This window comes from Roseibium marinum (assembly GCF_002906165.1).
GTDB lineage: Bacteria > Pseudomonadota > Alphaproteobacteria > Rhizobiales > Stappiaceae > Roseibium > Roseibium marinum.
In genome coordinates this window covers 492,833-519,811 of sequence record NZ_PPCN01000001.1, presented here as the reverse complement: position 1 = coordinate 519,811, position 26,979 = coordinate 492,833, and the positions used below count along the sequence as shown (strand labels likewise).

Annotated in this window: 27 protein-coding genes and 1 other RNA gene; 5 read left to right on the top strand and 23 right to left on the bottom strand. The window is 60.5% G+C overall.

Going from position 1 to position 26,979, the window contains the following annotated elements; all coding sequences use genetic code 11:
- Positions 1-6: 6 nt before the first annotated feature.
- From sdhA to CLV41_RS02410, 9 genes are all read right to left on the bottom strand, one after another.
- On the bottom strand, positions 7-1,833 hold the full coding sequence (sdhA, locus tag CLV41_RS02450; protein ID WP_103220676.1) for a succinate dehydrogenase flavoprotein subunit: 1,827 nt from the start codon (positions 1,831-1,833) through the stop codon (positions 7-9).
- A gap of 5 nt (positions 1,834-1,838) precedes the next feature.
- Positions 1,839-2,222 carry a succinate dehydrogenase, hydrophobic membrane anchor protein gene (sdhD, locus tag CLV41_RS02445; protein ID WP_103220675.1) on the bottom strand — a complete coding sequence of 128 codons (384 nt, stop codon included), beginning with the start codon at positions 2,220-2,222 and terminating at the stop codon, positions 1,839-1,841.
- Between the two features lie 10 nt (positions 2,223-2,232).
- Entirely contained in the window at positions 2,233-2,631 is a 399-nt protein-coding gene (gene sdhC / locus CLV41_RS02440) for a succinate dehydrogenase, cytochrome b556 subunit (protein ID WP_103220674.1), read from the bottom strand.
- 329 nt (positions 2,632-2,960) lie between these two features.
- Complete coding sequence (locus CLV41_RS02435) at positions 2,961-3,896, bottom strand: glutaminase (protein ID WP_103220673.1); 936 nt, start codon at positions 3,894-3,896, stop codon at positions 2,961-2,963.
- Between the two features lie 178 nt (positions 3,897-4,074).
- Positions 4,075-4,755, bottom strand: a complete 681-nt coding sequence (locus tag CLV41_RS02430) for a sulfate transporter family protein (protein ID WP_103220672.1) — start codon at positions 4,753-4,755, stop codon at positions 4,075-4,077.
- Between the two features lie 290 nt (positions 4,756-5,045).
- The gene (gene recR / locus CLV41_RS02425; protein ID WP_103220671.1) at positions 5,046-5,657 is read right to left on the bottom strand and encodes a recombination mediator RecR; all 612 of its coding nucleotides are present in this window, start codon (positions 5,655-5,657) and stop codon (positions 5,046-5,048) included.
- Positions 5,657-6,190, bottom strand: coding sequence for a hypothetical protein (locus CLV41_RS27405; RefSeq protein ID WP_146048480.1), 534 nt, complete (start codon positions 6,188-6,190; stop codon positions 5,657-5,659). The genes recR and CLV41_RS27405 overlap by 1 nt, the downstream gene beginning before the upstream one ends.
- A gap of 11 nt (positions 6,191-6,201) precedes the next feature.
- Positions 6,202-6,567, bottom strand: coding sequence for a YbaB/EbfC family nucleoid-associated protein (locus CLV41_RS02415; protein ID WP_208987230.1), 366 nt, complete (start codon positions 6,565-6,567; stop codon positions 6,202-6,204).
- Positions 6,568-6,612: 45 nt separating this feature from the next.
- On the bottom strand, positions 6,613-8,571 hold the full coding sequence (locus CLV41_RS02410) for a DNA polymerase III subunit gamma/tau (protein ID WP_408013409.1): 1,959 nt from the start codon (positions 8,569-8,571) through the stop codon (positions 6,613-6,615).
- A gap of 268 nt (positions 8,572-8,839) precedes the next feature.
- Here CLV41_RS02410 and CLV41_RS02405 point away from each other — a divergent pair, with 268 nt between their 5' ends.
- On the top strand, positions 8,840-9,163 hold the full coding sequence (locus CLV41_RS02405) for a hypothetical protein (protein WP_103220667.1): 324 nt from the start codon (positions 8,840-8,842) through the stop codon (positions 9,161-9,163).
- A gap of 10 nt (positions 9,164-9,173) precedes the next feature.
- On the opposite strand, the gene CLV41_RS02400 is transcribed toward CLV41_RS02405, so the two are convergent.
- The 4 genes from CLV41_RS02400 to CLV41_RS02385 form a co-directional block, all read right to left on the bottom strand.
- Entirely contained in the window at positions 9,174-9,575 is a 402-nt protein-coding gene (locus CLV41_RS02400; RefSeq protein WP_103220666.1) for a hypothetical protein, read from the bottom strand.
- Positions 9,559-9,825 carry a hypothetical protein gene (locus CLV41_RS02395; RefSeq protein ID WP_103220665.1) on the bottom strand — a complete coding sequence of 89 codons (267 nt, stop codon included), beginning with the start codon at positions 9,823-9,825 and terminating at the stop codon, positions 9,559-9,561. The genes CLV41_RS02400 and CLV41_RS02395 overlap by 17 nt, the downstream gene beginning before the upstream one ends.
- Before the next feature lie 173 nt (positions 9,826-9,998).
- Positions 9,999-10,096, bottom strand: an RNA gene (gene ffs, locus CLV41_RS02390) — signal recognition particle sRNA small type.
- A 93-nt stretch (positions 10,097-10,189) separates the two neighbouring features.
- Positions 10,190-10,822, bottom strand: coding sequence for a LysE family translocator (locus tag CLV41_RS02385; protein WP_103220664.1), 633 nt, complete (start codon positions 10,820-10,822; stop codon positions 10,190-10,192).
- Between the two features lie 173 nt (positions 10,823-10,995).
- On the opposite strand from CLV41_RS02385, the gene CLV41_RS02380 reads away from it, so the two are divergent.
- The 4 genes from CLV41_RS02380 to CLV41_RS02365 all read left to right on the top strand — a co-directional run bounded on the left by CLV41_RS02380 (position 10,996) and on the right by CLV41_RS02365 (position 14,391).
- Entirely contained in the window at positions 10,996-11,415 is a 420-nt protein-coding gene (locus CLV41_RS02380) for an HIT domain-containing protein (protein WP_103220663.1), read from the top strand.
- Positions 11,416-11,492: 77 nt separating this feature from the next.
- A complete protein-coding gene (nudC, locus tag CLV41_RS02375) occupies positions 11,493-12,500 on the top strand; it encodes an NAD(+) diphosphatase (protein WP_208987229.1) in 1,008 nt (335 codons plus the stop codon).
- Between the two features lie 31 nt (positions 12,501-12,531).
- Entirely contained in the window at positions 12,532-13,110 is a 579-nt protein-coding gene (locus tag CLV41_RS02370) for a histidine phosphatase family protein (RefSeq protein ID WP_103220662.1), read from the top strand.
- Between the two features lie 66 nt (positions 13,111-13,176).
- Positions 13,177-14,391, top strand: a complete 1,215-nt coding sequence (locus tag CLV41_RS02365; protein ID WP_103220661.1) for a lytic murein transglycosylase — start codon at positions 13,177-13,179, stop codon at positions 14,389-14,391.
- 60 nt (positions 14,392-14,451) lie between these two features.
- Here the strand turns inward: CLV41_RS02365 and CLV41_RS02360 are convergent, their stop codons facing one another.
- The 10 genes from CLV41_RS02360 to CLV41_RS02315 all read right to left on the bottom strand — a co-directional run bounded on the left by CLV41_RS02360 (position 14,452) and on the right by CLV41_RS02315 (position 26,955).
- On the bottom strand, positions 14,452-16,161 hold the full coding sequence (locus CLV41_RS02360) for a SulP family inorganic anion transporter (protein ID WP_170107091.1): 1,710 nt from the start codon (positions 16,159-16,161) through the stop codon (positions 14,452-14,454).
- Between the two features lie 135 nt (positions 16,162-16,296).
- The gene (locus CLV41_RS02355) at positions 16,297-16,569 is read right to left on the bottom strand and encodes a helix-turn-helix domain-containing protein (protein ID WP_103220659.1); all 273 of its coding nucleotides are present in this window, start codon (positions 16,567-16,569) and stop codon (positions 16,297-16,299) included.
- A 266-nt stretch (positions 16,570-16,835) separates the two neighbouring features.
- The gene (locus tag CLV41_RS02350; protein ID WP_103220658.1) at positions 16,836-18,467 is read right to left on the bottom strand and encodes an ABC transporter ATP-binding protein; all 1,632 of its coding nucleotides are present in this window, start codon (positions 18,465-18,467) and stop codon (positions 16,836-16,838) included.
- Entirely contained in the window at positions 18,464-18,955 is a 492-nt protein-coding gene (locus tag CLV41_RS02345) for a type II toxin-antitoxin system VapC family toxin (RefSeq protein ID WP_103220657.1), read from the bottom strand. Before CLV41_RS02345 ends, CLV41_RS02350 begins: the two co-directional genes overlap by 4 nt.
- Positions 18,955-19,197, bottom strand: coding sequence for a hypothetical protein (locus tag CLV41_RS02340; protein ID WP_146048479.1), 243 nt, complete (start codon positions 19,195-19,197; stop codon positions 18,955-18,957). The genes CLV41_RS02345 and CLV41_RS02340 overlap by 1 nt, the downstream gene beginning before the upstream one ends.
- A 31-nt stretch (positions 19,198-19,228) precedes the next feature.
- On the bottom strand, positions 19,229-20,413 hold the full coding sequence (locus tag CLV41_RS02335; protein WP_103220655.1) for an ABC transporter permease: 1,185 nt from the start codon (positions 20,411-20,413) through the stop codon (positions 19,229-19,231).
- A 3-nt stretch (positions 20,414-20,416) separates the two neighbouring features.
- Positions 20,417-21,538 (bottom strand): microcin C ABC transporter permease YejB, encoded by a 1,122-nt coding sequence (locus CLV41_RS02330; protein WP_103220654.1) that lies wholly within the window; start codon positions 21,536-21,538, stop codon positions 20,417-20,419.
- 65 nt (positions 21,539-21,603) lie between these two features.
- Entirely contained in the window at positions 21,604-23,499 is a 1,896-nt protein-coding gene (locus CLV41_RS02325; RefSeq protein WP_103220653.1) for an extracellular solute-binding protein, read from the bottom strand.
- Positions 23,496-25,406 carry an extracellular solute-binding protein gene (locus CLV41_RS02320; protein ID WP_103220652.1) on the bottom strand — a complete coding sequence of 637 codons (1,911 nt, stop codon included), beginning with the start codon at positions 25,404-25,406 and terminating at the stop codon, positions 23,496-23,498. Before CLV41_RS02320 ends, CLV41_RS02325 begins: the two co-directional genes overlap by 4 nt.
- Positions 25,407-25,518: 112 nt before the next feature.
- Complete coding sequence (locus CLV41_RS02315) at positions 25,519-26,955, bottom strand: diguanylate cyclase (protein ID WP_103220651.1); 1,437 nt, start codon at positions 26,953-26,955, stop codon at positions 25,519-25,521.
- Positions 26,956-26,979: the final 24 nt, after the last annotated feature.

The window sequence follows — 26,979 nt, the reverse complement described above, 5'->3', positions numbered from 1 at the left end:
CTCCCGTCAGTAGACGCGCGCTTTCGGCGCGATCTTCTTCGGGTCGATACCACCTTCTTCCAAGGTGGTCAGCGGATCGGTTACGACCGGGCGGTAGTCCAGCTTGATGTCGCCGGCCTCATTCACCCAGGCCAGCGTGTGCTTGCGCCAGTTCACGTCGTCGCGGCCGGACAACGGACCGTCCTTGAAGTCCTCGCGGGCATGCGCCCCGCGGCTTTCCTTGCGGGCTTCGGCGCCGTAGACGGTGGTGATCGCGTTGGCCAGCAGGTTTTCCAGCTCCAGCGTTTCCACCAGATCGGAATTCCAGATCAGCGACCGGTCGGTCACCTTGAGGTCCTTGCGTTCACCCCAGATCTCGGAAAGACGCTTGCAGCCCTGCGACAGGCTTTCCTGGGTGCGGAAGACTGCCGCGTCTTCCTGCATGGCATGCTGCATCTTGTCGCGCAGATCCGCCGTCGGGATCGTGCCATTGGCATTCCTGAGACTGTCGAAGCGCTCCATGATCTTGTCGCAACTCGCCTCGTTCGGCGTCGGTATGGCGGCATTCCTGTCGATCACCTGACCCGCCCGAATGGCGGCGGCGCGTCCGAACACCACTAGGTCGGTCAGAGAGTTCGAGCCGAGGCGGTTGGCGCCATGGACGGAAGCGCAGGCCGCTTCGCCGACAGCCATCAGGCCCGGCTGGATGCGGGTCGGATTGTCACCGTCCGCGTTCAGCACCTCGCCCCAGTAGTTGGTCGGAATACCGCCCATGTTGTAGTGAACGGTCGGCAGGACCGGGATTGGTTCCTTGGTCAGATCCACACCGGCGAAAATTTTCGCCGATTCGGAAATGCCCGGCAGACGTTCCGCCAGCAGCGCCGGATCGAGGTGATCCAGATGCAGGAAGATATGGTCCTTTTTCGGACCGACGCCGCGGCCTTCGCGGATTTCCATGGTCATGCAGCGGGAGACGACATCGCGGGACGCCAGATCCTTGGCCGAGGGCGCGTAGCGCTCCATGAAGCGCTCGCCTTCGGAGTTGACCAGATAGCCGCCCTCGCCGCGCGCGCCTTCGGTGATCAGGCAGCCTGAGCCGTAGATGCCGGTCGGGTGGAACTGGACGAATTCCATGTCCTGAAGCGGCAGGCCGGCGCGCGCGACCATGCCGCCGCCGTCGCCGGTGCAGGTATGGGCGGACGTCGCCGAGAAGAAGGCCCGGCCGTAGCCGCCGGTCGCCAGGACCACTGTCTTGGCGGCGAAGCGGTGCATCGTGCCGTCGTCGAGGTTCCAGGCGATCACACCCTGGCAGACACCGTCATCGGACATGATCAGGTCGAGCGCGAAATACTCGATATAGAATTCCGCGTTGTGGCGCAGGGACTGGCCGTAAAGCGTGTGCAGGATGGCATGACCGGTCCGGTCGGCCGCGGCGCAGGTGCGCTGTACGGGAGGGCCCTCACCGAAATTCTGCATATGGCCGCCGAACGGGCGCTGGTAGATCGTGCCTTCCTCGGTGCGCGAGAAGGGCACACCGTAGTGTTCCAGCTCGTAAACGGCTTTCGGTGCTTCACGGGCAAGGTATTCCATGGCGTCGGTGTCGCCGAGCCAGTCGGACCCCTTGACCGTGTCGTACATGTGCCACTGCCAGCTGTCCGGCGTCATGTTGACGAGAGAGGCAGCGATGCCGCCCTGGGCGGCAACCGTGTGCGAGCGTGTCGGGAAGACCTTGGTGATGCAGGCGGTCCTGAGGCCCTGCTCGGCCATACCGAGTGCCGCGCGCAGGCCCGCGCCGCCGGCGCCGACAACGACAACATCATAGGTATGGTCGATGAATTCGTAAGTCTTGGCCATCCGGGTCAGCCTCCAAAGCCAATCTTGAGCACTGCGAAGATGCAGCCGAAACCGATAAAGACGCAGAAGAAGGTGTTCACCATCAGGGAAAGGAACTTGATGCCTTCGCCATGCACATAGTCCTCGATGATCACCTGCATGCCGAGCTTCATGTGATAGACGCCGGAGAGAATCACCAGCAGCAGGACGATCGAGACGAGCGGGTTTTTCAGTGTCTCGATGACTTCGCCGTGGGTGGACCCCTGCATCGCGATCACCATGATCACGAAAAAGCTGATCAGGAAGACATTGGCGAAAGCGGTGACATGCTGCTTCCAGTAATGATCGGTGCCTTCCTTGGCGGAGCCGAGGCCGCGGACCTTGTTCAGCGGCGTGCGCAAATCTTTCATGACGCTCTCCTTAACGAACCAGGTAACCGATGACCCAGAGGATCAGGGTCAGGGAAACGGAACCGATGATCGTGGCCTTGGCCATCCATTCCCGGGCTTCCTTGCCGAATCCGGCGCCCATGGCCCAGATCAGGTGGCGCAGGCCGCCGAGCATGTGATGCACCAGCGCCCAGGTGAAGCCGAACAGAACCAGCCGGCCCAGAATGGAGCCGTAGATGCCGTTGACGAAATCGAAGTAGGACGGGCCGGCCGCGGCGGCGATCAGCCACCAGGCGAGAAGGACAGTACCGAAATACAGCGCCGCGCCCGTGATGCGGTGCAGGATCGACATGACCATCGTCAGAATGGGTTTATAGATCTGAAGATGGGGCGACAGCGGGCGGTTGCCCCGCAGATCGGCGTTCGACATGGAATTCCTCTCCCGTACGACGCTGGATCAACATGTTTTCATATGGACCCATATGAAGCAGAAAAGTTGATCGATCTTAAATTTCCGAGCGGCATGAACTCGGCGAAAACCCGTTGATAGAAGCCCTGCCGTTGGCCCGTTTGCCGCCATCGAACAGTTTTTCCCGAGTTCCGCCGTTTTAGTTTACGTTCGCGTAAACGTAAGCAAATCAAAGCGTTGTTCAGAAGGGTTCTAGCGCCAACGCTTCGAAAGGTCAAAATATCCTATAGGGCTAATTTCACTGAAACCACTTTTGAATCGTTTAAAATCGAACCTGTGACAAAACTTCCCTATCCGCCGTGGGGCTGCCCCCTGTGCGGAACGCCGAACACGGACCATCCGGTCCTGTGCGAAAAGGTCTGCATGGCTTCGGTTCCAAGCTTGGAATTGCCATAGGGATTGAGCCCGGGCGACCAGACCGCGATCGAGGCCCGGCTTGGGGAAATCACCAGAATACCGCCGCCGACACCGCTCTTGCCGGGCATGCCGACACGAAAAGCGAAGTCCCCGGAACCGTCATAATGGCCGCATGTCATCATCAGCGCATTGATGCGCCGGCGGCGCTCGTCGGAAACAAGCGCCGGCATTTTCGGCGCGTCCACCAGAAAGCGGCCCGCCATCGCCAGCTGCCGGCAGGTCATTTCGACCGCGCATTGGTGACTGTAGGTGCCGATCACCTTGTCGACAGAGGCGTGGAGGTTGTCGAACGAGGCAAGATAGTGGGCCAGGGAAAAATTGCGGTGCGCGGTGGCGATTTCCGACAGGGCGACCGTTTCGTTGATGTGTATTGCCTCGTCATCCGCCGCCGCGCGGATGAAAGTCAGCAATTCCCCCAAGGCCGCGCGTGGACTGGAGCTGGCCAGATAGGTGTCGGTGGCCACCAGGGCGCCGGCATTGATGAACGGATTGCGGGGAATGCCCTTCTCGCGTTCCAGCAGCAGCACCGAATCGAAGGACAGACCGGAGGGCTCCCGTCCGACACGCCGCCAGATCTGCTCGCCGACGCGGCCGAGCGCCAGGGCGAGCGCGAAGACCTTGGAAACCGACTGGATCGAAAACGGCACATCGGCGTCACCGGCGGAAAAAAGCTTTCCGTCCGCCGTCGCAACGGCAATTCCGAACTGACCGGTATCTATTCCGGCAAGTTCGGGAATATAGGTCGCGACATTACCTTTGTCCGCTTCTGCCGCCGCGGCTTCGGCGATTTCCCTCAACAGGTCCTGCATGTGGTTCTCCGTTGAGGAGACCTTTGCAGAAAGATAATCAGAAAAGCTAGGTCAGATTGCACAATCGCGCTGTCCCGGCCTTGAGCCGGGACCTGCCCTCAACCGGCAAATGGCCCCGGCTCAAGACCGGGGCGGCGCTGGAGGAAGGTCCCTGACAGGGTTTGCGGCGTCTGGCGGTTCAAGCCGAGGAACGCCCGACCTGCCTGGAAGCCAGGCGTTTGAAGAGATGCATCATGAAGATGGTCGCGAAGATCGGCGTGACCAGGTTGAGGATCGGCACCGCCAGCAACGCGGCAATCACCAGCCCGCCCAGAAACACGGTGCCGCCGCGCGCCTTGCGGAACGCCTTGGCCTCGGCGGCTGGCATGAAACGCATGGCGGCGAATTCGAAGAACTCGCGTCCGAGCAGATAGCCGTTGACCAGAAAGAAGGCGATCAGGTTGACGCCCGGCACCAGAAGCAGCAGCAGGGCAAACAGGTTGCCGAGCACCACCACGCCTGTGAATTTGATCGTCTGGCCGACGGACTGCGCGAAGGGCAGCGCCTTGCCCGGCCGGTCTCCCGGATAGTCTTTCTGATCGACAATGTCGGCGATCTCGTCCTGGAACAGGCCCGCGAACAGCGCGGAAATCGGTGCGATCAGAAAGCCCAGCACGAAGACCGCGCCTATGCCGGTGAGAACCGACAGGGCCGTGTCCATCCAGCCGTAGGGAAGCTCGACGAAATTCGCGACCAGTCCCTGAAGGGCAATCCAGATCACCAGCAGAACACCCAGTGTGAAGCCGAGCATTTTCCAGAAAATCGCCCGGAAGGGCTGCTCGAAAACCTCGGACATGGCACGGGAAGCGGCTTGGAACATGGAACCTTCGACGATCTGTGAATGACCGCTTCGAGATAAGCGCGCAGCGAGGGCGATGCAAGGCCGAAGCCTGCAGCACGCCTGCGGCCGCGCATTTTTCTGCGGTGTTGCGGGGTTTGACGACAGCTACATGCAGATCCGGTGACCTGCAAGCCCCATTCCGGATTGGCGCGTCCGGGGCCACCCCGCTTGTCACACTGGCCGCTTTCGCGGCCGTACCGGCGTTGTCTGCATCTCCATCCTGATGCGCGTCTTTTCAGTGCCTGCTTTTATATTTTTATTTCTGACAGTTAATCGAACCGTGTGCGGGCCTTTAGCGCCTGCGTGAGCGTGCCTTCGTCGAGATAATCGAGTTCGCCCCCGACCGGCACGCCATGGGCCAGCCGGGTTACCCGGACATCCAGATGCGAGAGCTGGTCCATGATGTAATGGGCTGTAGTCTGCCCTTCCACGGTGGCGTTGATCGCCAGGATGATTTCGGTGAAGCCTTCGGTGCCGCAGCGGTCGATCAGGGAGCCGAGATTGAGGTCGTCGGGGCCGATGCCGTCGAGCGGCGACAGCGTGCCGCCGAGAACGTGATAGCGGGCATTGACCGCATTTGCCCGTTCCAGCGCCCAGAGATCGGCGACATCCTCGACAACCACCAGCACGTCCTGCTCCCGCCTTGGATCGGAGCAGATGGTGCAGGGGTCGCAGGTATCGACCGTGCCGCAGGTGGAGCAGATGCCGATTTCGCGCACCGCGACGCCCATGGCGTCGGCCAGCGGCACAAGGAGCTGATCCTTTTTCTTGATGAGATGCAGGGCGGCGCGGCGCGCGGAGCGCGGGCCGAGGCCCGGCAGTTTTGCCAGCAGCTGGATCAGCCGCTCGATTTCCGGACCAGCAACACTTTTCTGCGCCATTATTTTTCTATTCGTTTCAAGAGCTTTGAAGTCAATTTTGATATTCTAGAAATTTCAGAATAACTATTTTTTATATTATCTATACTTATCCTAAATTCGTTTATTCTCTCCGCCATTTTATCTTCAGACACATTCATATCAAAATTCGTCAAACCACAATGCAGTTCAAAGAGCCTAAGCTGGACTGCAATTTGCTCCATTAAGGAAAAAACTTCATTTTTTTCAGACTCACTGAGGTCTGACTGAATTAAATCTGATACATTTCTCCAGAAAAGATCTATTTGGTCTTTAAGTTTCATTGAATACATAGCCATTGGGGCTTGTAAATCTTGCAATTCTCGTAAATGTTGATCTATCTCATCTGAGATCTGGACAGTTCTATTCAATATCCAAACAATCAACGTTCTTGAGTTTTTATGTTTTCTATTATTTTCCTTTGTAAAGGTAAGCATTATTCCGGCATATACGCCAAAAAACGAAATGGCTGATCCAGCAATTAAACCAAAAGCAACTGAATTAAGCCAATCCAACATCGGGGTTTACCTCAGAACGGCAGTTTCATGCCTTCGGGCAGGCCGAGACCGCCCATGAGTTCCTGGGTCTTTTCCTGGATCGCCTGCTCGGCCTTGGCGCGGGCCTCGGTATGGGCCGCGACGATCAGATCCTCCAGGATTTCAACTTCGTCTTCCTTCAGGAGCGAGGGGTCAATCTTCAGGCCCTTGAGATCGCCCTTGCCGTTGAGACGCAGGGTCACCAGTCCTCCACCGGAGGATCCCTCGACCTCGATCTCGACGATCTGTTCCTGCAGGGAGCCCATCTGGGACTGCATTTCCTTGGCCTGCTTCATCATCTTGAGGAAATCCACGGAACTTCTCCTTCTAAAACCTGATTTCGCCGGCTGCCGCCGCATGCCGTTTGTCTTCTGGTCAGCATTTAGAAGAACAATGACCGCAGATCAATCGTCTTCGTCGTTGCCGAGCGCTTCGTTCAGCAGAGGATCGTTCAAAAGCGGATCTGCCAGGGCCGCTTCATCTTCCTCGGTGACCTGCACCTTCACATCGACAACCCTGGCACCGGGAAACTGGCTGAGCAGCGCGGCAACGGTCGGATGAGATCTGGCATCGGACAGAAGCTGCTGCTGGTTGGCGTCCTGTTCCTCGTGAAGGGTCGGGCGTCCCTGGGTGCGCGAAACGGCCACGAACCAGCGCTGGCCCGTCCATTCCGTCAGCTTGCGGCCGAATTCACCGGCGATATCGGCGGGCGCATCGTCGGTCGGCTGGATCTCGATCTTGCCGGGCTCGAACTTCACCAGCCGCATTTGCCGCTGGATCTTGACCTTGAGCGGAATGTCACCCTTTTCGGAGGCAAGAGCGACGCAATCCTGAAGGCTGCGCAGAGTGTGGGCCGGTGGCGCATTCTCTTGCGGCTGCGGCGCGGCCTGTTGTTGCGGCATTCCGCCCTGAATGGTCGAGAGCTGAGGTCTTGTCCCGCGCTCCTGCGAAGCGGCTCCCTGCATGGTGGGGCCATCGCCCTGCATGCCGGAGCCGCGCGGCATGCCGACGGCCATGGCCTGCGCGCCGCCGCCAGTGGGCGCTCCCCCGCCTGCGGGCGCTCCGGATGATGGCGCGCCACCAGAGGGAGCACCGCCCTGGGGGGCGCCCCCCTCAAGCGGGTTCCGGCCGCTGCGGATCTGTTCCATCAGATCGCCCGGATCGGGCAGATCGGCGGCGTAGGCAAGACGCACCAGCACCATGTCGGCGGCGGCCAGAGGCTTGGAGGCGGCGTGGACTTCCTGCACGCCTTTCAGAAGGATCTGCCAGGCACGGGAGAGCAGCCGGACGGACAGCTTTTCGGCGAATTCCCGGCCGCGGTTTCGTTCCGTTTCGGTCACGGACGCCTCGTCCGCCGATTTCGGCGCAACCTTCATGCGCGTCACGAGATGGGTGAAATCCGCCAGATCCGTCAGCACGATGGCTGGATCGGCCCCGACCTCGTACTGCGCCTGGAGTTCGCCCAGCGCCTCGTCGATGCGGCCGGCCATCAGATGACCGAAGAGGTCGATCACCCGGCCCCGGTCGGCAAGACCCAGCATCTGGCGCAGGTCCTCCGCCTCGATCGCGCCGGCTCCGTGGGCCATCGCCTGATCGAGCAGGGAAAGCGAATCGCGGGCCGAACCTTCACCGGCCCGGGCGATCAGCAACAGCGCGTCATCGGAGATCCGGATGTTTTCCGCGTCCGAGATGCGGCGCAGCAGCCCGATCAGTTTCGATTGCTCTATCCGGCGCAGGTCGAAGCGCTGGCAGCGGGAGAGAACCGTGATGGGAACCTTGCGGATCTCCGTCGTGGCGAAAATGAATTTCACATGTTCAGGCGGCTCTTCCAGCGTCTTCAAAAGACCATTGAAGGCCGCGTTGGAAAGCATGTGCACTTCGTCGATGATGTAGACCTTGTAGCGGGCCGTCGCCGGACGGTAGCGCGCCGCATCGATGATCTCGCGGATGTCGCCGATGCCCGTATGGGACGCGGCATCCATCTCGATGACATCGACATGGCGCCCTTCCATGATGGCCCGGCAGTGCGTGCCTTCCCGGTCGAGCCTGACCGTCGGCTTGTGGGCGGTGCCGGGCACCTCGTAGTTGAGGCCGCGGGCGAGGATGCGGGCCGTTGTGGTCTTGCCGACACCGCGCACGCCGGTCAGCATCCACGCCTGGGCGATGCGTCCGGTGTCGAACGCGTTTTCCAGCGTCTGCACCATCGGTTCCTGGCCGACCAGATCCTCAAAGTTTTTCGGGCGGTATTTGCGCGCCAGAACGCGGTATGCCCCATCCTTCGAAGCCGGTTTGGCGGTGTCTTGATCGCCCATCGGTCCCGGCGCCGCTATGGCGCCTTCCTGCGGAAAGCCTGTCTCATCCATGGGCTGCACCATAGCGATTTTTTTGCAAAGTGGGACGGGCCTTCGAAAGTTTTTCTGTGAATGGCAGGTCGGGTTCTCCACAAATGCCACCGGTTATGCAGCGCTCTTTTAACCCAGTCCTTATTTTATGGAACCAAGGGGCCATATGTAGAGTATTCTTTACATGTTTACCGCATCATGCGGGCCACGGCGGTTGCTTTTTATCGCTGCCAGGCATTCCTCTCACGGAGACACCGTCATAACCAAAAAATCAAATCTTGCGAACGACATGTTCAGCCTGTGGTTTCACGCGCCGATGGTCATCGCAAAACGGTGCGAATCCATGGCGGCATCCGCTTTTGCGGGTGAAGCACACGATGCAACCGAAATGAACCGCATGGTGTTTGAAAAAGCCGAGGCCTCCATCGAAAGCGCCCTGGCCATCAATAGCACCATGGCTCTCCAGGGTCTGGCTTTTTTCAGAACCATGAGCCTCGGCCAACAGCCGGACTTTTCCAGCCGGCATGGCGAAGCGCTCGCGGCGGCGGCGGTGAAACCCTACGCAAAACGCGTGCGCTCCAACGAGCGCCGCCTGAATGGCGGCAAAGGCTGAACAGACGGCCTCAGGTCCGGAACCGGTCCGGCATCACGAAAGCGTCCCGCGCCCGTTGGCAACCGAGTCTTTCGTCCGAGTGCCAGCCGGAAAGAAGGGTTCGCGACACGAGTTCGGGATTCTTTTCCAGAAACTCGCAGAAGCTTGCGTGCGGGGTATCGGCCATGCGCTCGCGAAGTATGCTCAGGAACGCCAGCGTGAGGGTGGTGTTGAACTTGCCTGGTGCGCCAGCCCGCGCCGCCAGGGTCTTGAGAGACGCGCCGTAGCGGGCCGCCGCATCGAGGAAATCGTATTTCTGCAGCATCTGGCAGGCGACGCCGATATGATCGACATGCGTGAAACCCTCCGCCTGAAGAGCGTGCGTTTCGAAACGCTCCGCCAGGGCGGAATAATCCTTAGGGTACAGACTCATTTTCTCCGTCGTCCTTCAGCTTGTGGCTGTCCGAGGCATCGAGATGAAGATCGTAGACGCTTTTGAGCTGCCGGATCTTTTCCAGCGTACCGTCCGAAAACGGCGGGTTGTTCTCAAAGCTGTGCAACGCGATTGCCTCGATCAGATCGCCCAGCGTGATATCCAGATGTTCCGCCAGCCCCTTCAGAACCTTGAGAAGCCGTTTTTCCAGACGCATGCCTGTTTGAACGCGTTCGACCGATGTCTTCATCGGTGTTATATTGGTACCAATCTACCAATTTGTCAATTGAGAGCCCCATGCGACCGCGCAAGCGCTGATGGCGGCCCTGCGCGCGCGCCGGTCCGGCGCGCGGAAATAAAAAAGCACCGCGGAAATCCGGCGGTGCTTTGACATTCTATAACCGGTGACGACCGGTCTGTTGGGTGGGAGGCTGGCACGGCGACCCGTGCCGAGGCTCGTTAGGGCTGCTTCCTTCCGGACCTGACCCGGTTGGCGAGTGGCTCGTCCACCACCAACCTCCCGAGCGCCTTATATCAGATCCCCCATGGGGGTTGGCAAGGGGGCAGCCGATGTTTTTTGTTTGCCGGAAAACCGGTCCTGCAAATTAACTCGATTAAGGGCGGAGCGTCGCCAGTTTCAGCCCGAACCCCATGAAGACAAGTCCGGTGACGCCCTTGAGCCAGCGCTGGAAAGCCCCGTTGCGGGCGGCCTTTGTCATTCTGGACAAGAGGACGATCAGGGAGCTGAACCAGAGGACGTTGATGATTGAGTGAACCGCCACCAGCGAGAAGGCGGCGGAAATGGCCCCGTCTCCCGCCGGAATGAATTGCGGAAAGGCCGCCAGATAAAACATGGAGACCTTCGGGTTCAGCGCATTGGTCAGAAAGCCCTCGCCATAGGCGCGGGTCAACGTCCGCCTGCGTCTGGCCGGCGCAACGGAAGGCGCGATTCCCTTTCCTGAAAAGGCGTCCCTGAGTGCTTTCAGCCCGATCCAGAACAGATAGGCCGCACCGAGCATCTTCACGGCGAAAAACGCTTCCGCCGAGTGCACCAGGAGAACCGAGATGCCGAGGATCGACAGGGTTCCGTGCAGGAAAAAGGCCGTCACGAATCCGCCGACATTGCTAAAGGCAGCGGCCCGTCCGGAAGTGGGCGTGGTCTTGGCGATCAAAACCCCGTTCGGACCGGGCGACATCACCAGCAGGCTGGTGACCAGCACGAAACTGAAGACCGTTTCCAATGGCATGGCGCGTCACTCCGGGCGGTAAACGATAAAGGAGAGGTGCGGTGTGAAAACAATTTCACATCCCGTCAAATCTAGCCATATGCTGGGCAAACGCAATCGGCAACTGTGAGCACCCTTGCCCATATCCGGTTGAACCGGCGATGCCATTCCTGAATGCCTTTGGATGAAGAAACATGTCCTTTTTCAATTTCAACCCACGCCTTGAAGGCGACAGCTATCCTGTCGCCGATCTGCCGCTCTGCGCCGTGCGCCTGATGAAGGATGCCAATTATCCGTGGCTTATGCTCATCCCGCGCAAGCAGGACCTGGTCGAAATCATCGATCTCGACGACGCGGACCAGCAGCAGCTCATGAGGGAGATCGCGCGCGCCAGCAAGGTGCTGCGCTCCGTGATCAATTGCGAAAAGCTGAATGTCGCCGCGCTCGGAAACCAGGTGTCCCAGTTGCATGTGCATGTCATTGCCCGCTTCCGGGACGACGCCGCCTGGCCGGGACCGGTCTGGGGCGCGGTTCCCGCGCAGCACTACGATCCGGAAAAGGCGGACGACCTGATCGAACAGCTCCGGGACGCCTTTTCATCGGAAGACGAATAACGACGGCGGCGCCCTGCCTGACCGGAGCCGGCCGTCTGGACACTGTTCTCCTGCCGTCCTAGTCTCTGCGGCAACCGATGCCCAACCAGCACACCTCCAGCCAGCACACCTCCTTCCAGAACCTCTCCAAGGATCAGAACATGCAAGCCAGCGCCGCCGGTCTCCTGCCGATGGAGATGAGCTTTCTCGGCAACAGCCTCGACCGGCAGTCGACGCGGCGCGGCGACCGGAGCTATCTCTCCGGTCTTTTGAACAGGCCGGACACGCAAGTCGTGCTATCGACCGACACGACACTGGTCTTTCATGCCACAGAGACGCTTGCGATCGGACATGGGCTTGACGCCGCCAAGGTGCTGGGAGCCGACCCAGACGAAATGGTTTTCCTGGGATTGCGCCCCGAGACCGGTCAGGCACTGTTCGCGGCCACGCTGCCGCACAGCGACGAGGATCTGGAAACACGGCCGGACCTGCGACTGGTGGACCTGAGGACACTGGCGCTGCAGAAGCTGCTCCCGCCGCAGGATCTCGGGCCGCTGGCCCAGGCCCGCGCGCTGGTGCACTGGCACCGGACCCACCGGTTCTGCTCGCGCTGCGGCGAAAAATCCGTCATGGCCGAAGCCGGGTACCGGCGCGACTGCCCTGCCTGCAGCGGCCAGCATTTCCCGCGCACGGACCCTTGCGTGATCATGCTGATCACCGACGGCGAGCGCGCGCTGCTCGGCCGACCGGCCCGGCTGCCGGAGGGCATGTACACCACGCTCGCCGGTTTCATGGAACCGGGGGAAACCGTTGAGCAGGCCGTACGCCGAGAAACCCTGGAGGAATCGGGCATCAGGGTCGGTGAAGTGCAGCTGATCGCCAACCAGCCCTGGCCGTTTCCGGCCAACCTGATGATCGGCTGCACCGGCACGGCGATATCTTCCGAAATCGAGATCGAGGATGACGAGTTGGAGGCGTGCAAATGGTGCGGCCGGGAGGAAGTTCGCCAGATGATGTCCGGCACTCATCCGGAAGGCCACAGGATCCCGCCGTCGATCTCCATTGCCTATGAGCTGATCGCCGGCTGGATGGATAACAGGATCTAGGTCCCGGCCCGAAATACGAGGATGGAACGGCATGACCTGGTGCGTGTACCTGACCCATCCGGAGGTCAAGATCGACCCCGAGGTTCCTGTCCCTGAATGGGGACTGTCGGATGCCGGCAGGCAACGGGCGGCAAAGGCCGCTTTCCTGCCGTTTGCCGGAGACATCCGCAGCGTGATTTCGAGCGGCGAGACCAAGGCGGTGGAAACCGCGCAGACCTTCGCGGCCCGCCTGAATGTCTTTCAACGGGTCCTGCCCTTCCTGCACGAGAACGACCGCAGCGCCACGGGTTTTCTCCCGCCCGCGGAGTTTGAGGAAACCGCAAATATTTTCTTCGCGGATCCTTACAAGTCCGTGCGCGGCTGGGAGCGGGCGATCGATGCGCAGAACCGGATCGTCACCGGAATCAGGAGCGCCCTGCGCCATGTCCCGGACGCCGACCCCGTTCTCTTTACCGGACATGGCGGCGTCGGTACGCTTTTGATGTGCCACCTGATGGGCGCGCCGATCTCCAGGACACACGACCAGAAGCGCGGCGGCAGCTGGTTCCGGTTCGACAAGGCCTGGCTGACGGACCAGACAGGCCGCAATTTGAACTGGACAGAGCTATAGGTACAGTCCAACTCAGGCTTGTAACGTGTTAGGCTCGCCGCAGAGAGTCAACTTCCGGAGCCTGTCTTGATCCGCCGATTTGCCACGCTGTGCTCAGCCGTCCTTGCCGCTTTCGTCTTTTCCGGCTTCCAGCTTCAGGCCGGTCAATATGACGCGCAGTTCCGGCAGTTTCTGAACACCGAGATCGTGCCCGCCGCGCGGCAGGCGGGGGTTTCCCAGGCGACGCTCGACCGGGAGCTTTCCGGCCTCACGCCGGACACGTCCCTGCCCGGCCTCGTCGGCCCGGGCGGCAAGGGGTCTCCGCCGAAGGTCAACTTTCAATCCGAATTCAAGTCGCCCGCCCGTTATTTCCGCGACAGCCAGTTCAACGCGCTGGTGCCGCGCGGGCGCAGCCTGATGCAAAAGCATGCCGGAACGATCCGGAAAATCGAAGCGCAATACGGTGTGCCCGGACGCATCATCCTGGCCATCTGGGCGCGGGAGAGCGGTTACGGCGGAGCGAAGATCCCGCATGACGCTCTCAGGGTTGTCGCGACGCAGGCCTTCATGGGCCAGCGGCCGGACTTCTTCAAAGGCGAGGTGATCGCCGCGCTGAAAATCCTGCAGAACGGCGATATATCGCGGCAGGCGATGAAAAGCTCCTGGGGCGGAGCGATGGGCCAGCCGCAATTCCTGCCGTCGTCCTACCTGAAATACGCCGTCGATTTCGACGGCGACGGCAAACGCAACATCTGGACGTCGCAAGTCGACACCATGGCATCGATCGCGCACTACCTATCCGAACATGGCTGGGCAAAGGACCGGGACTGGGGCTATGAGGTCATTCTGCCCGAGAGCGTATCGTGCACCCGCGAGGGGCCGGACAACCGCCAGAAGATCTCCGCATTCGTCCGCGAAGGCGTCAGGCGGGTCAGCGGCAAACCCTTTCCGGATCATGAACTGAACCGGCCGGGCAACATTCTCCTGCCTGCCGGCCGCTATGGCCCGGCCTTCATCGCCACGGAAAATTTCTACGTGATCAAGGACTATAACGAGAGCGATACCTATGCGCTCTTCATAGGCCATCTTGCCGACCGCTACGGCAGCAACAAAGGCTTTGCCGGGGAGTGGAAACCGATGAAGGAAACCACGCGCGGCGCGGTGCGCAACCTGCAGCAGCGGCTTGAAGGCCTCGGCCATGACGTTGGCGGCGCCGACGGCCTGATCGGCTTCAAGACCCGGCGCTCCATCGGCAAGGATCAGGAAAAGAACGGCTTCTTCGCCACTTGCTGGGTTGGGTGAAGCGGCATTTCGCGCGGATCTCTGTACATCGGCATCCCGGCAATTCGACAAGCGCCGTAATTACAGATCCGGGCCCGTTTCGCCTTCCGTCTTGAGCTGCCGCAGCGCCGCTTCAATCGTTGCCTTGTAACGCACCTGGGGCGGGCGGACATTGTGCGTGACCAGCATGCGGCGGGTCTGCTCGGTGGCACCGGTGATGAAGAAGCGCACCCCGGCGCGATGGGCCTTGCGCACCGTTCCCTCTATGACGCTGGCAGCGGTTGAATCGAGGAAGGGCACCGCCGAGCAGTCCAGAATGAAGTTGCGACGCTGATCGGCGATGCGGTCGAGCACCGAGCCGACGGTGGCGGCGGCTCCGAAGAAAAAAGCTCCCGAGATCCGGTAGATGACTGTGTGAGGATCGCTGGCGCTCTCGGCGTGATAGGCATAGCGGTCGCCGTTGGTCCTGTCGGCAACATCGTCGAGGGGCGGGGGGAGATGCGCTTCAACGGCAATGGTCTTCGACATCCTGTTGATGAAGAGGACGGCCCCGAGCGCGAAGCCGACGACGATGCCCTCCGTGAGGTCGCGGAAAACGACCAGCAGAAAGGTCACGAGCAGAACAAGCGCATCGCCGCGCGACGAACGCATGAGGGCGATGAAAGCCTGCTTTTCAACCATGTTCCAGGCGACGACGGCCAGAACGCCGGCAAGAGCGGCAAGCGGGATGTAGCTGGCCAGCGGCGCGGCCACCAGCATGAAGCCGAGCAGAAACAGCGCATGCAGCATGCCCGCGATCGGGCCGTGCGCCCCGGCGCGGACATTGGTCGCCGTGCGCGCGATTGTGCCGGTGGCGCAGATGCCGCCGAAGAGGGCAGAAGCAATGTTGGCAACACCCTGCGCAACGAGTTCGCAATTGGAGCGGTGGCGACGCCCGGTCATACCGTCGGCAACTACCGCGGACAGCAGGGATTCGATCGACCCCAGCAGCGCGAACGCAATCGCGTCCGGCAGGACGGCAAGCATCAGCCCGCCATCGAGCGGCGGCAGCGAAGGCAGCGGCAGGCTGCGGGGAATACCGCCGAAGCGGGTGCCGATTGTCTCCACCGGCAGCGCGAACAATGTGGCGGCCAGGGAAGCGGCGGCTACCGCGATCAGCATGCCCGGCCATCCCGGCCGCAGACGTTTCAGGACGAGGATCGAGACGATTGTCAGCGCGGCGACCGTCACAGCGGCAGCATTGACCGTGGGCGCCGCCGCCGAAAGCACGGCCAGTTTTTCAAGAAACTCGCCAGGTTCCGCACCGGGCAATGCCAGCCCGAAGAGTTCCTTGAGCTGGCTGGCGAAGATGATCACGGCAATGCCGGCGGTAAAGCCGACGGTCACCGGATAGGGAATGAACTTGATATAGGTGCCGAGCCGCAGGTAACCGCCGACAAGCATGAAGACGCCGGACATCATGGTGGCGAGCAGCAGACCCTCGATGCCGTGGAGGTGCGCGGTCGCGGCGACCAGCACGATGAAAGCGCCCGCCGGACCGCCGATCTGGAACCGGCTGCCGCCAAGAGCTGAAATCAGGAAGCCGCCGATGATGGCGGTGAACAGACCCCGTTCAGGCGAAACACCGGAAGCGATGGCAATCGCCATCGACAACGGCAGGGCGACGATGGCGACGGTCAGCCCGGCAATCGCGTCGGCGCGGAACTGCGGCCAGTGATAGCCTTCCCTGAAAACAGTAACGAGCTTGGGCGTGAAGAGTTCGAGAAAGGTCGGCTTGGGAAAATGATCCATTCCCGGTCCACCTGCCGAAGGCACCGATTGCGCCTGCCGAGGAGCGTTCATCCTGTCAATCCAGCCTTGTTTGAAGGCGGCGTGACCGTCCGCGCCAGAGCCGGCGGTCGTCGTCGCCAGGGAATTTTCCGCACATCACTTTGTCAGGGTACCGGATGAGCCTGGCTGGATCAGCCGGACACCACGACCGCCGCCGGTGCTTTGCTGATTGTCGCCGATGATTTCAACGCCACAGCCATTGAACGCTTCGATAACCTTCGTCAGCGTCTCGATCACGCCGCGCACATTGCCTTCGCTGGCCTCCATGCGCTGGATCGTCGGCACCGAGACACCGGCTTTTTCCGCGAGTGTCTTCTGGTCGATACCGGCAAGAGCGCGGGCGGCGCGCATTTGTGCGGCTGTGATCATGCAATCTTATCCTTCGCCCCTTAGAATGACTATCTGACATATCTATAGTCATGTTTCAAGCATTAGTATTACAGCACCAGATACGTGCTTGGTCTCTTCCGGAGCTGAAAACCGGAATGCGCGCGCCGCCACACCTTGCCTCCCCGGCGTTGAGCCGCGGCCTCACGGCGGATCGCGGCTCAAGACCGGGATCGCGTGGTCGTTGCGGATGGCGACTGAAAAAGAGGGAAATTCGACAGGCTACCGGCCCTTGCAGGCAGTGCGGATCACGCGCTGACGATGCCTTCCGGCGCGGCCTCAAGCCGGAATGCCGCCGCCATCAGGGCCTTGGTGTAGTCCGTCCGCGGGGCGTCGAAAATCTGTTCCGCGGATCCGGATTCCACCACCTTGCCCTGACGCATGACGATGACCTCGTTGGCGAGCGCCCGCACCACCTTCAGGTCGTGGGAAATGAACAGGTAGGCCAGGCCATGCGCCTTTTGCAGGTCGCGCAGGAGATCGACCACCTGGGCCTGCACACTCATGTCGAGCGCGGAAGTCGGCTCGTCCAGCATGACGAATTTCGGCTCCAGCACCATGGCGCGGGCAATGGAGACCCGCTGGCGCTGACCGCCGGAGAACTCGTGCGGATAGCGGTTCCGGGTCGCGGCATCGAGCCCGACCTCCTCCAGCGCCTTCGCCACCCGGCGGTCGCGCTCCTGCGCGCTGATCCCCGCAAAATGCACCTTCAGGCCCTCGCCGACGATTTCGGCGACCGACATGCGCGGGCTGAGCGCGCCGTAGGGGTCCTGGAAGACGATCTGCATGTCGCGCCGAAGCGGGCGCATTTCCTTCCAGGAATGAGTCTGGATTTCCTGTCCGTTGAAGGCGATGCGCCCGGTGGAGGAAATCATCCGCAGGATCGCGAGACCGAGCGTCGTCTTGCCCGACCCGCTCTCGCCGACAATCCCGAGGGTCTGGCCTTCGCGGACGGTGATGTCGATGCCATCGACCGCCTTGATGTGATCGACGGTTTTGCGCAAGAAACCACGTTTGACGGGGAACCAGACCTTCAGGTCGTCGGCCTGAACCACGATGGGCTTTTGCGTGTCGGTCGCGGGCGGCTCACCCTTGGGTTCGGCGGCGAGCAGGTGTTTGGTGTAATCGTGTTGCGGGTTGTCGAAGATGTCGGCGACAGGACCCTGTTCGACGATCCTGCCGTCCGTCATCACGCAGACCCTGTCGGCGAATTTGCGCACGATGCCGAGATCGTGAGTGATGAACAGCATGGCCATGCCGTGCTTGCGCTTCAGGTCCTTCAACAATTCCAGGATCTGAGCCTGCACCGTCACATCCAGCGCCGTGGTCGGTTCGTCGGCAATCAGAAGGTCGGGCTCGTTGGCGAGCGCCATGGCGATCATCACCCGCTGACGCTGTCCGCCGGAGAGCTGGTGCGGATAGGACTTCAGCCTTTTTTCCGGTTCGTGGATACCGACCTGATTGAGCAATTCCAGAACGCGTGTCCTCGCCTGGCTCTCACCCATGCCCCGATGGATCCTGAGGATTTCCGCAATCTGCTTTTCCACCGGATGCAGCGGATTGAGCGAGGTCATCGGCTCCTGAAAGATCATCGAGACGTCGTTGCCGCGCACCTTGCGCATGTCGCCGTCATTGGCCTGCAGGAGATCCCGGCCGTTCATGAGGATCCTGCCGGAGGGATGCGAGGCGGAAGGATACGGCAGCAGCTTGAGAACCGACAGCGCGGAAACCGACTTGCCGGACCCGCTTTCACCCACCAGAGCGACGGTTTCGCCTTTTTCGATGTCGAAGGAAATCCTGTCGACGGCGAGCGTCTCCCGGCCTCCCTGGGTGAAGGCAACGGAGAGATCTTCTACGGAAAGCAGGGTCTGGTTTTTCATTGTAATTGCGCCGAAATCGATTTGAGATTCTCAACAGTGGGCTCGATCGCCGCCAGGTCTTCAGATGTCCGGCTGAAGCCCTTCGGACCTGGCATCGTTATTCGTGACGTTCTCGGAATTCCTTTGTCTGCCGTCAAAAAAAGCGCCGTCGTCAGGTGAATTGCGTCCGGCATTTTTACTCCTGGATATTGGTCGCGGAATAAAGCCGCATGGATCAACAGATCACGCTCGACGGGCGCGGCTTCCAACCAAGGTGAACCAGGATGAACCCAACCCTTGTAAAGTTCTATCAATTGATGGTTTTTCTGGCGAAACGGGACGACAAGCAGTTCGGCAAGCGTGAACTCACTCGTACAAAGGAACGCACTGTCTCTTGCTGGTGCCGCGCTGACAATGTCAATCAAGTGGCTCCGCCGGGCATCTCCATGCCCCTCCCCCAGAAGAATGAACATGTTCGTATCCAGGTAAAGTCGTTTTATCGGCTCCATCAATCATCCCACTCGTCACGAAGGTCACGAATGCGATGAGTTGCCTCTTCCAGGGAAACAGTCTGTTTCAATGTCGCCCGAACCCGGTCAAGATCGTCCTGAAACCGGTCTTTATCGAAATCAGCTTGTGTTTCCAACTCGGTTTCAAGAGTTACCGTGACCTCGACGCCCTCCGGTAAACCTTCCCGAAGTTCTTCGGGCAGCTTGTCTACCGGGAAATGCTTTCTGACGATCCTGTTCATGGCCGTCTCCATTTGTGGCCTTCAATATCTATCATAAAAAGCTCTTGCGCGGATCGAACGCGTCGCGCACGGCCTCGCCGATGAAGATCAGAAGACTCAGCATCAGCGAGATGACGATGAAGCCGGTAATGCCGAGCCAGGGCGCCTGGAGATTGTTCTTGCCCTGCGCCAGCAGTTCCCCGAGAGAGGCGGAGCCAGGCGGCATGCCGAAGCCGAGGAAATCCAGGGCGGTCAGGGTCGAGATGGAGCCGTTCAGGATGAACGGCATGAAGGTGAGTGTCGCCACCATGGCGTTGGGCAGCAGATGCCGCCACATGATGACCGGATTGGAGACGCCGAGCGCGCGGGCCGCCGAAATATATTCGAAATTCCGGCCACGCAGGAACTCCGCCCGCACCACGCCCACCAGCGCCACCCAGGAAAAGGCGAGCAGGATCGTGAACAGGGTCCAGAAACCCGGCACCAGAAACGAGGAGACGATCAGGATCAGATACAGCGTCGGGATCGCTGTCCAGACCTCGATGAAGCGCTGGAACAGAAGATCCACCCAGCCGCCGTAATAGCCCTGCACCGCTCCGGCGGCGATGCCGATGACGGAGGAGGCCAGCGTCAGCGCCAGGCCGAACAGCACCGAGATCCGGAAGCCGTAGACAAGACGGGCCAGGACATCGCGGCCCTGGTCATCCGTGCCGAGCCAGTTCCAGTTACCCATGTTGCAATTGGGGTCCTGCGCGCCGAGCGGATAACGCGAGCAGCGTTTTTCCTTGTCCATCGACCAGGACGGCGGCGCCGGCGCCGGGATCGGAATGTCGTGGTTCACGGAACGGTAGGAATAGCGGACCGGCGGCCACAGCATCCAGCCATTGGCGGCGATCTCTTCCTGAATGAACGGATCGCGATAGTCGGTCACCGCCAGAAAGCCGCCGAATTTTTCTTCCGGGTAGTCGACGAAGACCGGAGCCAGCAATTCGCCGTTATAGAACGCCACGATCGGCCGGTCGTTGGTGACGAACTCGGCGAGCATCGCCAGCACGAACAGCACCAGAAAGATCCAGAGCGCCCAGAAACCGCGCCTGTTGGCCTTGAAATTCGTCAGCCTGCGCTGGTTGATCGGCGACAGACGCATTTTTCGCGGCGGCGGCGCTGTCTCTTCCGCCAGGGGATTGAGCACGTCGTAGCCCGCGTCTTCCATGTCCTTGGTGAGGCGTGAATCCATCGATCAGACCTCCCTGCTCTCGAAATCGATGCGCGGATCGATCCAGGTGTAGGTGAGGTCGGAAAGCAGGTTCACCAGCAGCCCCATCAGCGAGAAAATATAGAGCGTGGCGAAGACCACGGCGTAGTCGCGGTTGATGACCGATTCAAAGCTGAGCAGGCCGAGACCGTCTAGGTTGAAGATCGTCTCGATCAAAAGAGACCCCGCGAAGAAGGACGAGATGAAGGCGCCCGGAAATCCGGCGACCACGATCAGCATGGCGTTTCGGAAAACGTGACCGTAAAGCACCTGGCGTTCGGTCAGCCCCTTGGCCCGCGCCGTGGTCACATACTGTTTGCGGATCTCGTCCAGGAAGGAGTTTTTCGTCAACAAGGTGGTGGTGGCGAAGGCCGAGAGCACCATGGCCGTGAGCGGCAGGGCAAGGTGCCAGAAATAGTCGGCGATGCGCGCGGGCCACGAGAGCTGCTCCCAATTTTCCGACACAAGGCCGACCAGCGGGAAAAAGTCCCAGAAGGAACCGCCGGCAAAGAGCACGATAAGCAACACCGCGAACAGGAACCCCGGAATGGCATAGGCGACAACGATCACGCCGGAAGTCCAGATATCGAACCGGGAGCCATCGCTCACCGCCTTGCGGATACCGAGCGGGATGGACACCAGATAGGAGATCAGGGTCATCCACAAGCCGAGAGAGATCGAGACGGGCAGCTTCTCGGCGATGAGATCCAGAATGCGGATGTCGCGGAAATAGCTTTCGCCGAAGTCGAACCTGGCATAGTTCCAGAGCATGTTCAGGAAGCGTTCCAGCGGCGGTTTGTCGAAGCCGAACTGGACTTCGAGTTCCTTGATGAATTCCGGGTCGAGCCCCCGCGCCCCGCGGTATTTCGAGGTGACGCTGTCCGATCCGCCACCACTGCCGCCCGAGGCATCGTTGCCGGCGCCCATCATGTCGCTGCTGCCGCCGCTGATGCGCGCCGTTGCCGAGACATCGGTGCCGGAAAGCTGGGCGATGACCCGCTCGACCGGTCCGCCCGGCGCGAACTGAATGATGAAGAAGTTGATGGCCATGATCCCGACCAGCGTCGGTATCATCAGCAATAAACGGCGAAGGATATAAGCGCCCATGGAAACTGTGCAGTCCCTTTATCAACCGGCCTTCTGAAGCGGGCCCGAGGTGTCACTTGTGAAGCTTAACCGGCTTTACCCAGTTTTGCGGCCTTTTCCTTGTCTATCCACCAGAGTTCTTCGATGGGGAAAAGATATCGCGGTGTCTTTTCCGGATAGCCGTAGACATCCCACATGGCGACAGTGTGGATGTTCTTGTACCACTGCGGGATCCAGTAATAACCGGAGCGCAAAACCCGATCCAGAGCCCGCGCGGCGGTGTTCATCTCCTTGCGGCTCCGCGAGGCGATCACCTTGTCGAGCAGGGCATCGACAACCGGGTCGGCAACTCCGGCAATATTGTAGGCACCCGGTATTTCCGCCGCCCGGGAGCCCCAAAGTTCGCGAACGTCGTCGGAAAGCGTCGCGGAGGACGAGACCCTTTGACTGGCGACATCGAAATCGTAGTCGTTGAGGCGTGACTGGTACTGAGCCGGATCGACGACGCGCAGACTGGCCTTGATACCCAGCCTTTGCATGTTCTTGATCATCGGATTGGTGATCCGCTCGAAGGCGGTGGTGTTGTTCAGGAACTCGATTTCCAGCGGCTTGCCGTCCGGACCGACAAGTTCCGTGCCGTCGCGCGTGTAGCCCGCCTCGCTCAGCAGATCGCTCGCCCTGCGCAACAGGGACCGGTCGTAGCCGGAGCCGTCGCTCACCGGCGGGATGACGGCTTCGCCAAAAACCGCTTCGGGGAGTTGATCGCGGAACGGTTCGAGCAGGGCCAGTTCTTCCGCCGATGGGAGCCCCTCGGCCTTCATCTCGGAATTTTCGAAATACGACACGGTCCGGTCGTAAAGTCCGTAAAAGAGGTTCTTGTTCGACCATTCGAAATCGAAGGCATAACCGAGCGCCTGGCGAACCCTCGGATCCTTGAATTTTTCGCGGCGCGTGTTGAAGTACCAGCCTTGCGCCCCCGAAGGTCGTCCGTCGGGAAATTCCCTCCGGATCACCTCGCCGTTTTCAATCGCCGGGAAATTATATTCCGTCGCCCAGTTCTTTGAGGTGAACTCTTCGCGATAGAGGAGATTGCCCTTCTTGAACGCCTCGAAAGCAACCTGCCGCTCGCGGAAAAACTCAAGCCGGATGGCCGCGAAATTACACTGGCCCGCCATCACCGGCAGATCCCGGCCCCAGTAGTTTTCAACCCTGTGGTATTCGACGTAGCGGCCAACCGCCTGCTTGCCGACCTTGTAGGGGCCGGAGGACAGCGGCGGCGTCAGAGTGGATTGCTTGAAGTCGTAAGCGGTGTAATAGCGTTTGGAAAAGATCGGATAGTCGGTGGCGATGACCAGCGCCAGCTGCAGGGCCTGGGTGCCGTCGAAATGCAGGGCCACCCGGTTCTCGCCCAGGACCTCGGCATCCTTCAGGGCCGCCAGAGGCTGGCTGAGAAGCGGATGCCCGTCCGCCTTCAGCAGCAGAATGGAGAAGGCGACGTCCTCCGCCGTCAGCTTGGAACCGTCATGGAACTTCGCCTCCGGACGCAGATTGAAGAAATAGCGGTTTCCGTCTTCCGATACCTCGACCGTTTCGGCCACCAGACCGTAGACAGCGTCCGGCTCATCCTGGGCGCGGACCATGAGCGTGTCGAAACACAGTTCCATGCGCGGCGGCGCGTCCCCCTTGAGAATGAAGGAATTGAAGGTGTTGTAGGTCTGCGGGTTCTGGTTGAAGTACCAGTAGGGGGCGGTAAAGGAGAACGTGCCGCCCTTCGGCGCATTCGGATTAACATAGTCGAAATGGGTAAAACCGGGCCCGTATTTGAGATCCCCGAAAACGGACAGGCCGTGCTGGGGTCCCTTCCCGGCCGCACTCGACGCGGCAGCCCCGGCGCGGGCGGACCACGGCCCCAGGCCCGCCACCGCGGCGGCGCCGGTCAGTTGCAGCAGCCGCCGGCGCGAGGGAGAGGAAAACCCGGTCATCTTTCCGCTCCTGTCTCTTCCGCCAGTTCCCCGTCGTACCACCAGATGGTCGGGAAGCCGGTGCTGTATTCGGGCATCTCGTCAGGATGGCTGAACCGGTTCCAGCGGGCGGTCCTGGTTTCGTCAGAATAGAATTGCGGCACCACATAGTGGTTCCACAGGAGAACCCGGTCGAGAGCACGGGTCGCGGCCACGAGCGTTTCCCGGTCCTGCGCGAAAATCACCTTGTCGATCAGGTGATCGATCGCCGGGTTCTTGATACCGCCGTAGTTCGCCGAACTTGGATTGTCAGCCGAATCCGATCCCCAGTATTCGCGCTGCTCGTTGCCCGGAGACAGCGACTGGCCGATCGCCAGAACGACGGTATCGAAGTCCCTGCTGCGAACCCGGTTGATGAACTGGGACACGTCGACCAGACGCAGGACAGGGTTGATGCCGATGCTCTCCAGGTTCTTGGCATAGGGCAGCAGCGTCCGTTCGCTGGCCTTGTCCCGGTAGAGGAACTCAACAGTGAACTGCTCGCCGGTCGCCGGGTCGATCATCTTTCTGTCCTTGAGCTCAAACCCGGCCCCGCGGAGCAGCTTCACGGCCTCGCGGAGATTGGCGCGAACATTCTGCGGGTTTCCGCCGACAGGATTGGTATATTCCTCGGTGAACACCTCGGGCGGAACCTGATCCCGGACTTCCTCAAGAATTTCCAGTTCCTTGCCCTGCGGCAATCCGGAGGAGGCAAGCTCGGTTCCCGCGAAATAGGAATTGACCCGTTTCAGCAGGTTAGCCGAGACGATCTCGTTGGTCGTTTCGAAATCATAAGCGTAGTTGAGCGCTCTGCGGACATCCGGGTTCTGGAACTTTTCCCGACGCTGATTCAAAAAGAAGCCCTGCATGACGCCGGTGGACTTATCCAGGAAAATCTCCTTCACGACCCGGCCGTCCCTGACGGCCGGAAAATCATATCTTTTGGCCCATTGGCTGGAACTGCGCTCGACGTGAAAGTCATACTGATCGCCCTTGAACGCCTCGAACTGGACGGCGTCGTCAAGGAAGGCAACGTAGCGGATCTCGTCGAAATTGTTGGTGCCGACCCGGACCGGCAGATCCTTGCCCCAATAGTCCTCCACACGCTCGTAGACGACCTGACGGTTGGGTGAGAAATCCTCGATCCGGTAAGGGCCCGACCCGAGAGGCGGCTCCAGGGTCGCCCGGGAAATGTCGCGGGGCTCTCCCTTGGCGTTTGTGCCTTCCCACCAGTGCTTCGGCAGAACGGTGAGCTGGCCCATGATTTTCGGCAGCTCGCGGTTGTCCGCAGAATCGAAGGTGAACCGGACGGTGTTGTCGGCGACGATGTCGGTCGATGTGACGTTCTGGTAGTAGAATTTCCGGCGCGGGTCGAGTTCGATCGCCTTTTCGAACGACCAGACGACGTCTTCGGCCGTTACCGGCTCGCCATCATGCCATCTTGCATCCGGGTCGATCCTGTATTCGACCCAGGAATAGTCGTCGGGAAACCGGACGGCATTCGCAAGGACGGCGTATTGCGCGCTGATGTCGTCTTCATCCAGCGACGGTTCCATCAGGCTTTCATACACCTGCAGAATTCCCGGTGCGATATTGCCCTTCTGGGCGAGAATGTTGAAGGTGTCGAAACCGCCGCTGCTCGCCAGCCTGACAACGCCGCCCTTCGGCGCGTCCGGATTGACGTAGTCGAAATGGGAAACGTCCGGCCCGTATTTGGGTGTTCCGTTGAGCGCGGATGCATGATGCCACTCGGGCTCATCGGCGAATGCAGCGCCTGACGCAAGACTCCCGATCGTCACGCCGGCCAATGTCAGGCCTGTGATGGACATTGCACCTGCAAGCGCGATCTGCGCCGCGGCCGTATTCAAAGCGCGCCATGTGAACATCATCGGCTTCTGTGTCCCTTTCCCGTTCCTCAGCCCGGATGAATTGGGCTGTCATGAACCAGTTTAGGGACCAGCCGGCCAAACGTCACCTGCCGGATGACGATATGACAGAAATTTAACCTGTCTGGGGAACGCCCTTTTCGGGCGGCGTCTCTTCGTTCTGCTTGGATTTCGCCTTTTGGGCATACATGCGCCCGTCGGCAACTCTGAGCAGATCGTCGACCGACGACGCGTCCCCCGGGTAGCTCGCGCTGCCGATACTGGCCTTCACGTCAATCTTGATCCCGGCGAAGGTGAAGGCCTGATCGACACGTTCCGACAGACGTTTCAGGAAGGCATCCTTTTCCTGGTAGCGCATATTGCCAGGCGTCAGGACAATGAATTCGTCGCCGCCGACACGGGCGACCGTGTCGCTCTGGCGCGTCTGGTGCTGCAGCCTCTGGCCGATTTCGATCAGCAGCTGGTCCCCGACCGAATGGCCATAATTGTCATTGACCGGCTTGAACGCATCCAGATCGACGTAGAAAATCTCAAATCCGGCTCCAGAGCGTTCGCACATGGTGGCAAGCTGGTACATGCGTTCTTCCAGAAGGCGCCGGTTCGCCAGTCCGGTCAGAGGATCGTGCAGCGCCATCGAGCGCACCTTGTAGACCTCGTTGATCAAAAGAAAGGCCATGGTGCCGAAGACCAGGGAGATCAGGCTGCCGATCAGCTGGGTCATCCACACTTCATCGCCATAATCAGACCAGCCACCCTGCGGGTAGCCGAGCAATTGCCAATTCAGACCACCTGGAAGGTGAAGAGGGAGAGAGACGAAGTCGGCTTCCAGAACGGACTGGCTGCCAAATATGACGCTGTTTGCCGTGCTGACCGCATTTTTGTTGATCACCGCGGTGCGGATACCGTTGACGACATCTTTCATGCCCGCGGCCGCCATCATGCCCGCCTCGTCGAGAATCAGTGTCGCAACACCCCAGTAGGACCGGTCGTTCACGGGCTGGCCGGGAAAAGCAGGCGGGAAAACCGGGATCCGGATCACCAGTGCCCGTCCTCCCTGAACGAGTTCAAGCGGACCGGCGATCACCACCTCACGGCTTATCATCGCATCGCGAATCGCCGGCCACTGTGCGCTGTTCATCCGATAGTTCAGACCGATCGCCGCCCGGTTCGGCTCTTGCGGGTAGACGGCCCGCAGGACGTTGTTGGGAGCAAGGCCGATTGACCGTATGGAGGGATTTTCCTCGATCAGATCGCTCGCGATCTCCCGATAGTGCTCCATCTCGAACGGCTGGTCGGCGAATTGGGTCACATAGGCCCTGATGCCGAAACCATGCGCGACCGTCCGGCTGATCTCACCCTCAAGGCGCGCGCGCGCCTCGGACAGGTCGGCGACCGCATCCTTCTTGTGCTGCGCGACCAGTTCGTTTCGCACGAGCTGTCCGACATGCGCGGTGACCGCGATTCCGGCGAGAAAACACACTATCGCGACGATGAAAGCGGTAAATGCTCCCTTCGAACTGGAAAATATATTTCGTGCCAGATTAAAATCCATACGGCTCTTGCCCAACCCTTACCT

Coding starts and splice junctions, on each gene's coding strand:
- CLV41_RS02400 (WP_103220666.1), bottom strand. CDS start 9,575: ATGAGTCTGTACCCTAAGGATTATTCCGCCCTGGCGGAGCGTTTCGAA.
- CLV41_RS02335 (WP_103220655.1), bottom strand. CDS start 20,413: ATGGATTCACGCCTCACCAAGGACATGGAAGACGCGGGCTACGACGTG.
- CLV41_RS02330 (WP_103220654.1), bottom strand. CDS start 21,538: ATGGGCGCTTATATCCTTCGCCGTTTATTGCTGATGATACCGACGCTG.
- CLV41_RS02315 (WP_103220651.1), bottom strand. CDS start 26,955: ATGGATTTTAATCTGGCACGAAATATATTTTCCAGTTCGAAGGGAGCA.
- CLV41_RS02395 (WP_103220665.1), bottom strand. CDS start 9,825: ATGAAGACATCGGTCGAACGCGTTCAAACAGGCATGCGTCTGGAAAAA.
- CLV41_RS02415 (WP_208987230.1), bottom strand. CDS start 6,567: ATGCGGCGGCAGCCGGCGAAATCAGGTTTTAGAAGGAGAAGTTCCGTG.
- CLV41_RS02380 (WP_103220663.1), top strand. CDS start 10,996: ATGTCCTTTTTCAATTTCAACCCACGCCTTGAAGGCGACAGCTATCCT.
- CLV41_RS02435 (WP_103220673.1), bottom strand. CDS start 3,896: ATGCAGGACCTGTTGAGGGAAATCGCCGAAGCCGCGGCGGCAGAAGCG.
- CLV41_RS02355 (WP_103220659.1), bottom strand. CDS start 16,569: ATGATCACAGCCGCACAAATGCGCGCCGCCCGCGCTCTTGCCGGTATC.
- CLV41_RS02320 (WP_103220652.1), bottom strand. CDS start 25,406: ATGATGTTCACATGGCGCGCTTTGAATACGGCCGCGGCGCAGATCGCG.
- CLV41_RS27405 (WP_146048480.1), bottom strand. CDS start 6,190: ATGTTGGATTGGCTTAATTCAGTTGCTTTTGGTTTAATTGCTGGATCA.
- CLV41_RS02340 (WP_146048479.1), bottom strand. CDS start 19,197: ATGAACAGGATCGTCAGAAAGCATTTCCCGGTAGACAAGCTGCCCGAA.
- recR (WP_103220671.1), bottom strand. CDS start 5,657: ATGGCGCAGAAAAGTGTTGCTGGTCCGGAAATCGAGCGGCTGATCCAG.
- CLV41_RS02405 (WP_103220667.1), top strand. CDS start 8,840: ATGTTCAGCCTGTGGTTTCACGCGCCGATGGTCATCGCAAAACGGTGC.
- CLV41_RS02410 (WP_408013409.1), bottom strand. CDS start 8,571: ATGGATGAGACAGGCTTTCCGCAGGAAGGCGCCATAGCGGCGCCGGGA.
- CLV41_RS02345 (WP_103220657.1), bottom strand. CDS start 18,955: ATGGAGCCGATAAAACGACTTTACCTGGATACGAACATGTTCATTCTT.
- CLV41_RS02385 (WP_103220664.1), bottom strand. CDS start 10,822: ATGCCATTGGAAACGGTCTTCAGTTTCGTGCTGGTCACCAGCCTGCTG.
- CLV41_RS02370 (WP_103220662.1), top strand. CDS start 12,532: ATGACCTGGTGCGTGTACCTGACCCATCCGGAGGTCAAGATCGACCCC.
- CLV41_RS02430 (WP_103220672.1), bottom strand. CDS start 4,755: ATGTTCCAAGCCGCTTCCCGTGCCATGTCCGAGGTTTTCGAGCAGCCC.
- CLV41_RS02325 (WP_103220653.1), bottom strand. CDS start 23,499: ATGACCGGGTTTTCCTCTCCCTCGCGCCGGCGGCTGCTGCAACTGACC.
- CLV41_RS02360 (WP_170107091.1), bottom strand. CDS start 16,161: ATGGATCATTTTCCCAAGCCGACCTTTCTCGAACTCTTCACGCCCAAG.
- sdhD (WP_103220675.1), bottom strand. CDS start 2,222: ATGAAAGATTTGCGCACGCCGCTGAACAAGGTCCGCGGCCTCGGCTCC.
- nudC (WP_208987229.1), top strand. CDS start 11,493: ATGCCCAACCAGCACACCTCCAGCCAGCACACCTCCTTCCAGAACCTC.
- CLV41_RS02350 (WP_103220658.1), bottom strand. CDS start 18,467: ATGAAAAACCAGACCCTGCTTTCCGTAGAAGATCTCTCCGTTGCCTTC.
- sdhC (WP_103220674.1), bottom strand. CDS start 2,631: ATGTCGAACGCCGATCTGCGGGGCAACCGCCCGCTGTCGCCCCATCTT.
- sdhA (WP_103220676.1), bottom strand. CDS start 1,833: ATGGCCAAGACTTACGAATTCATCGACCATACCTATGATGTTGTCGTT.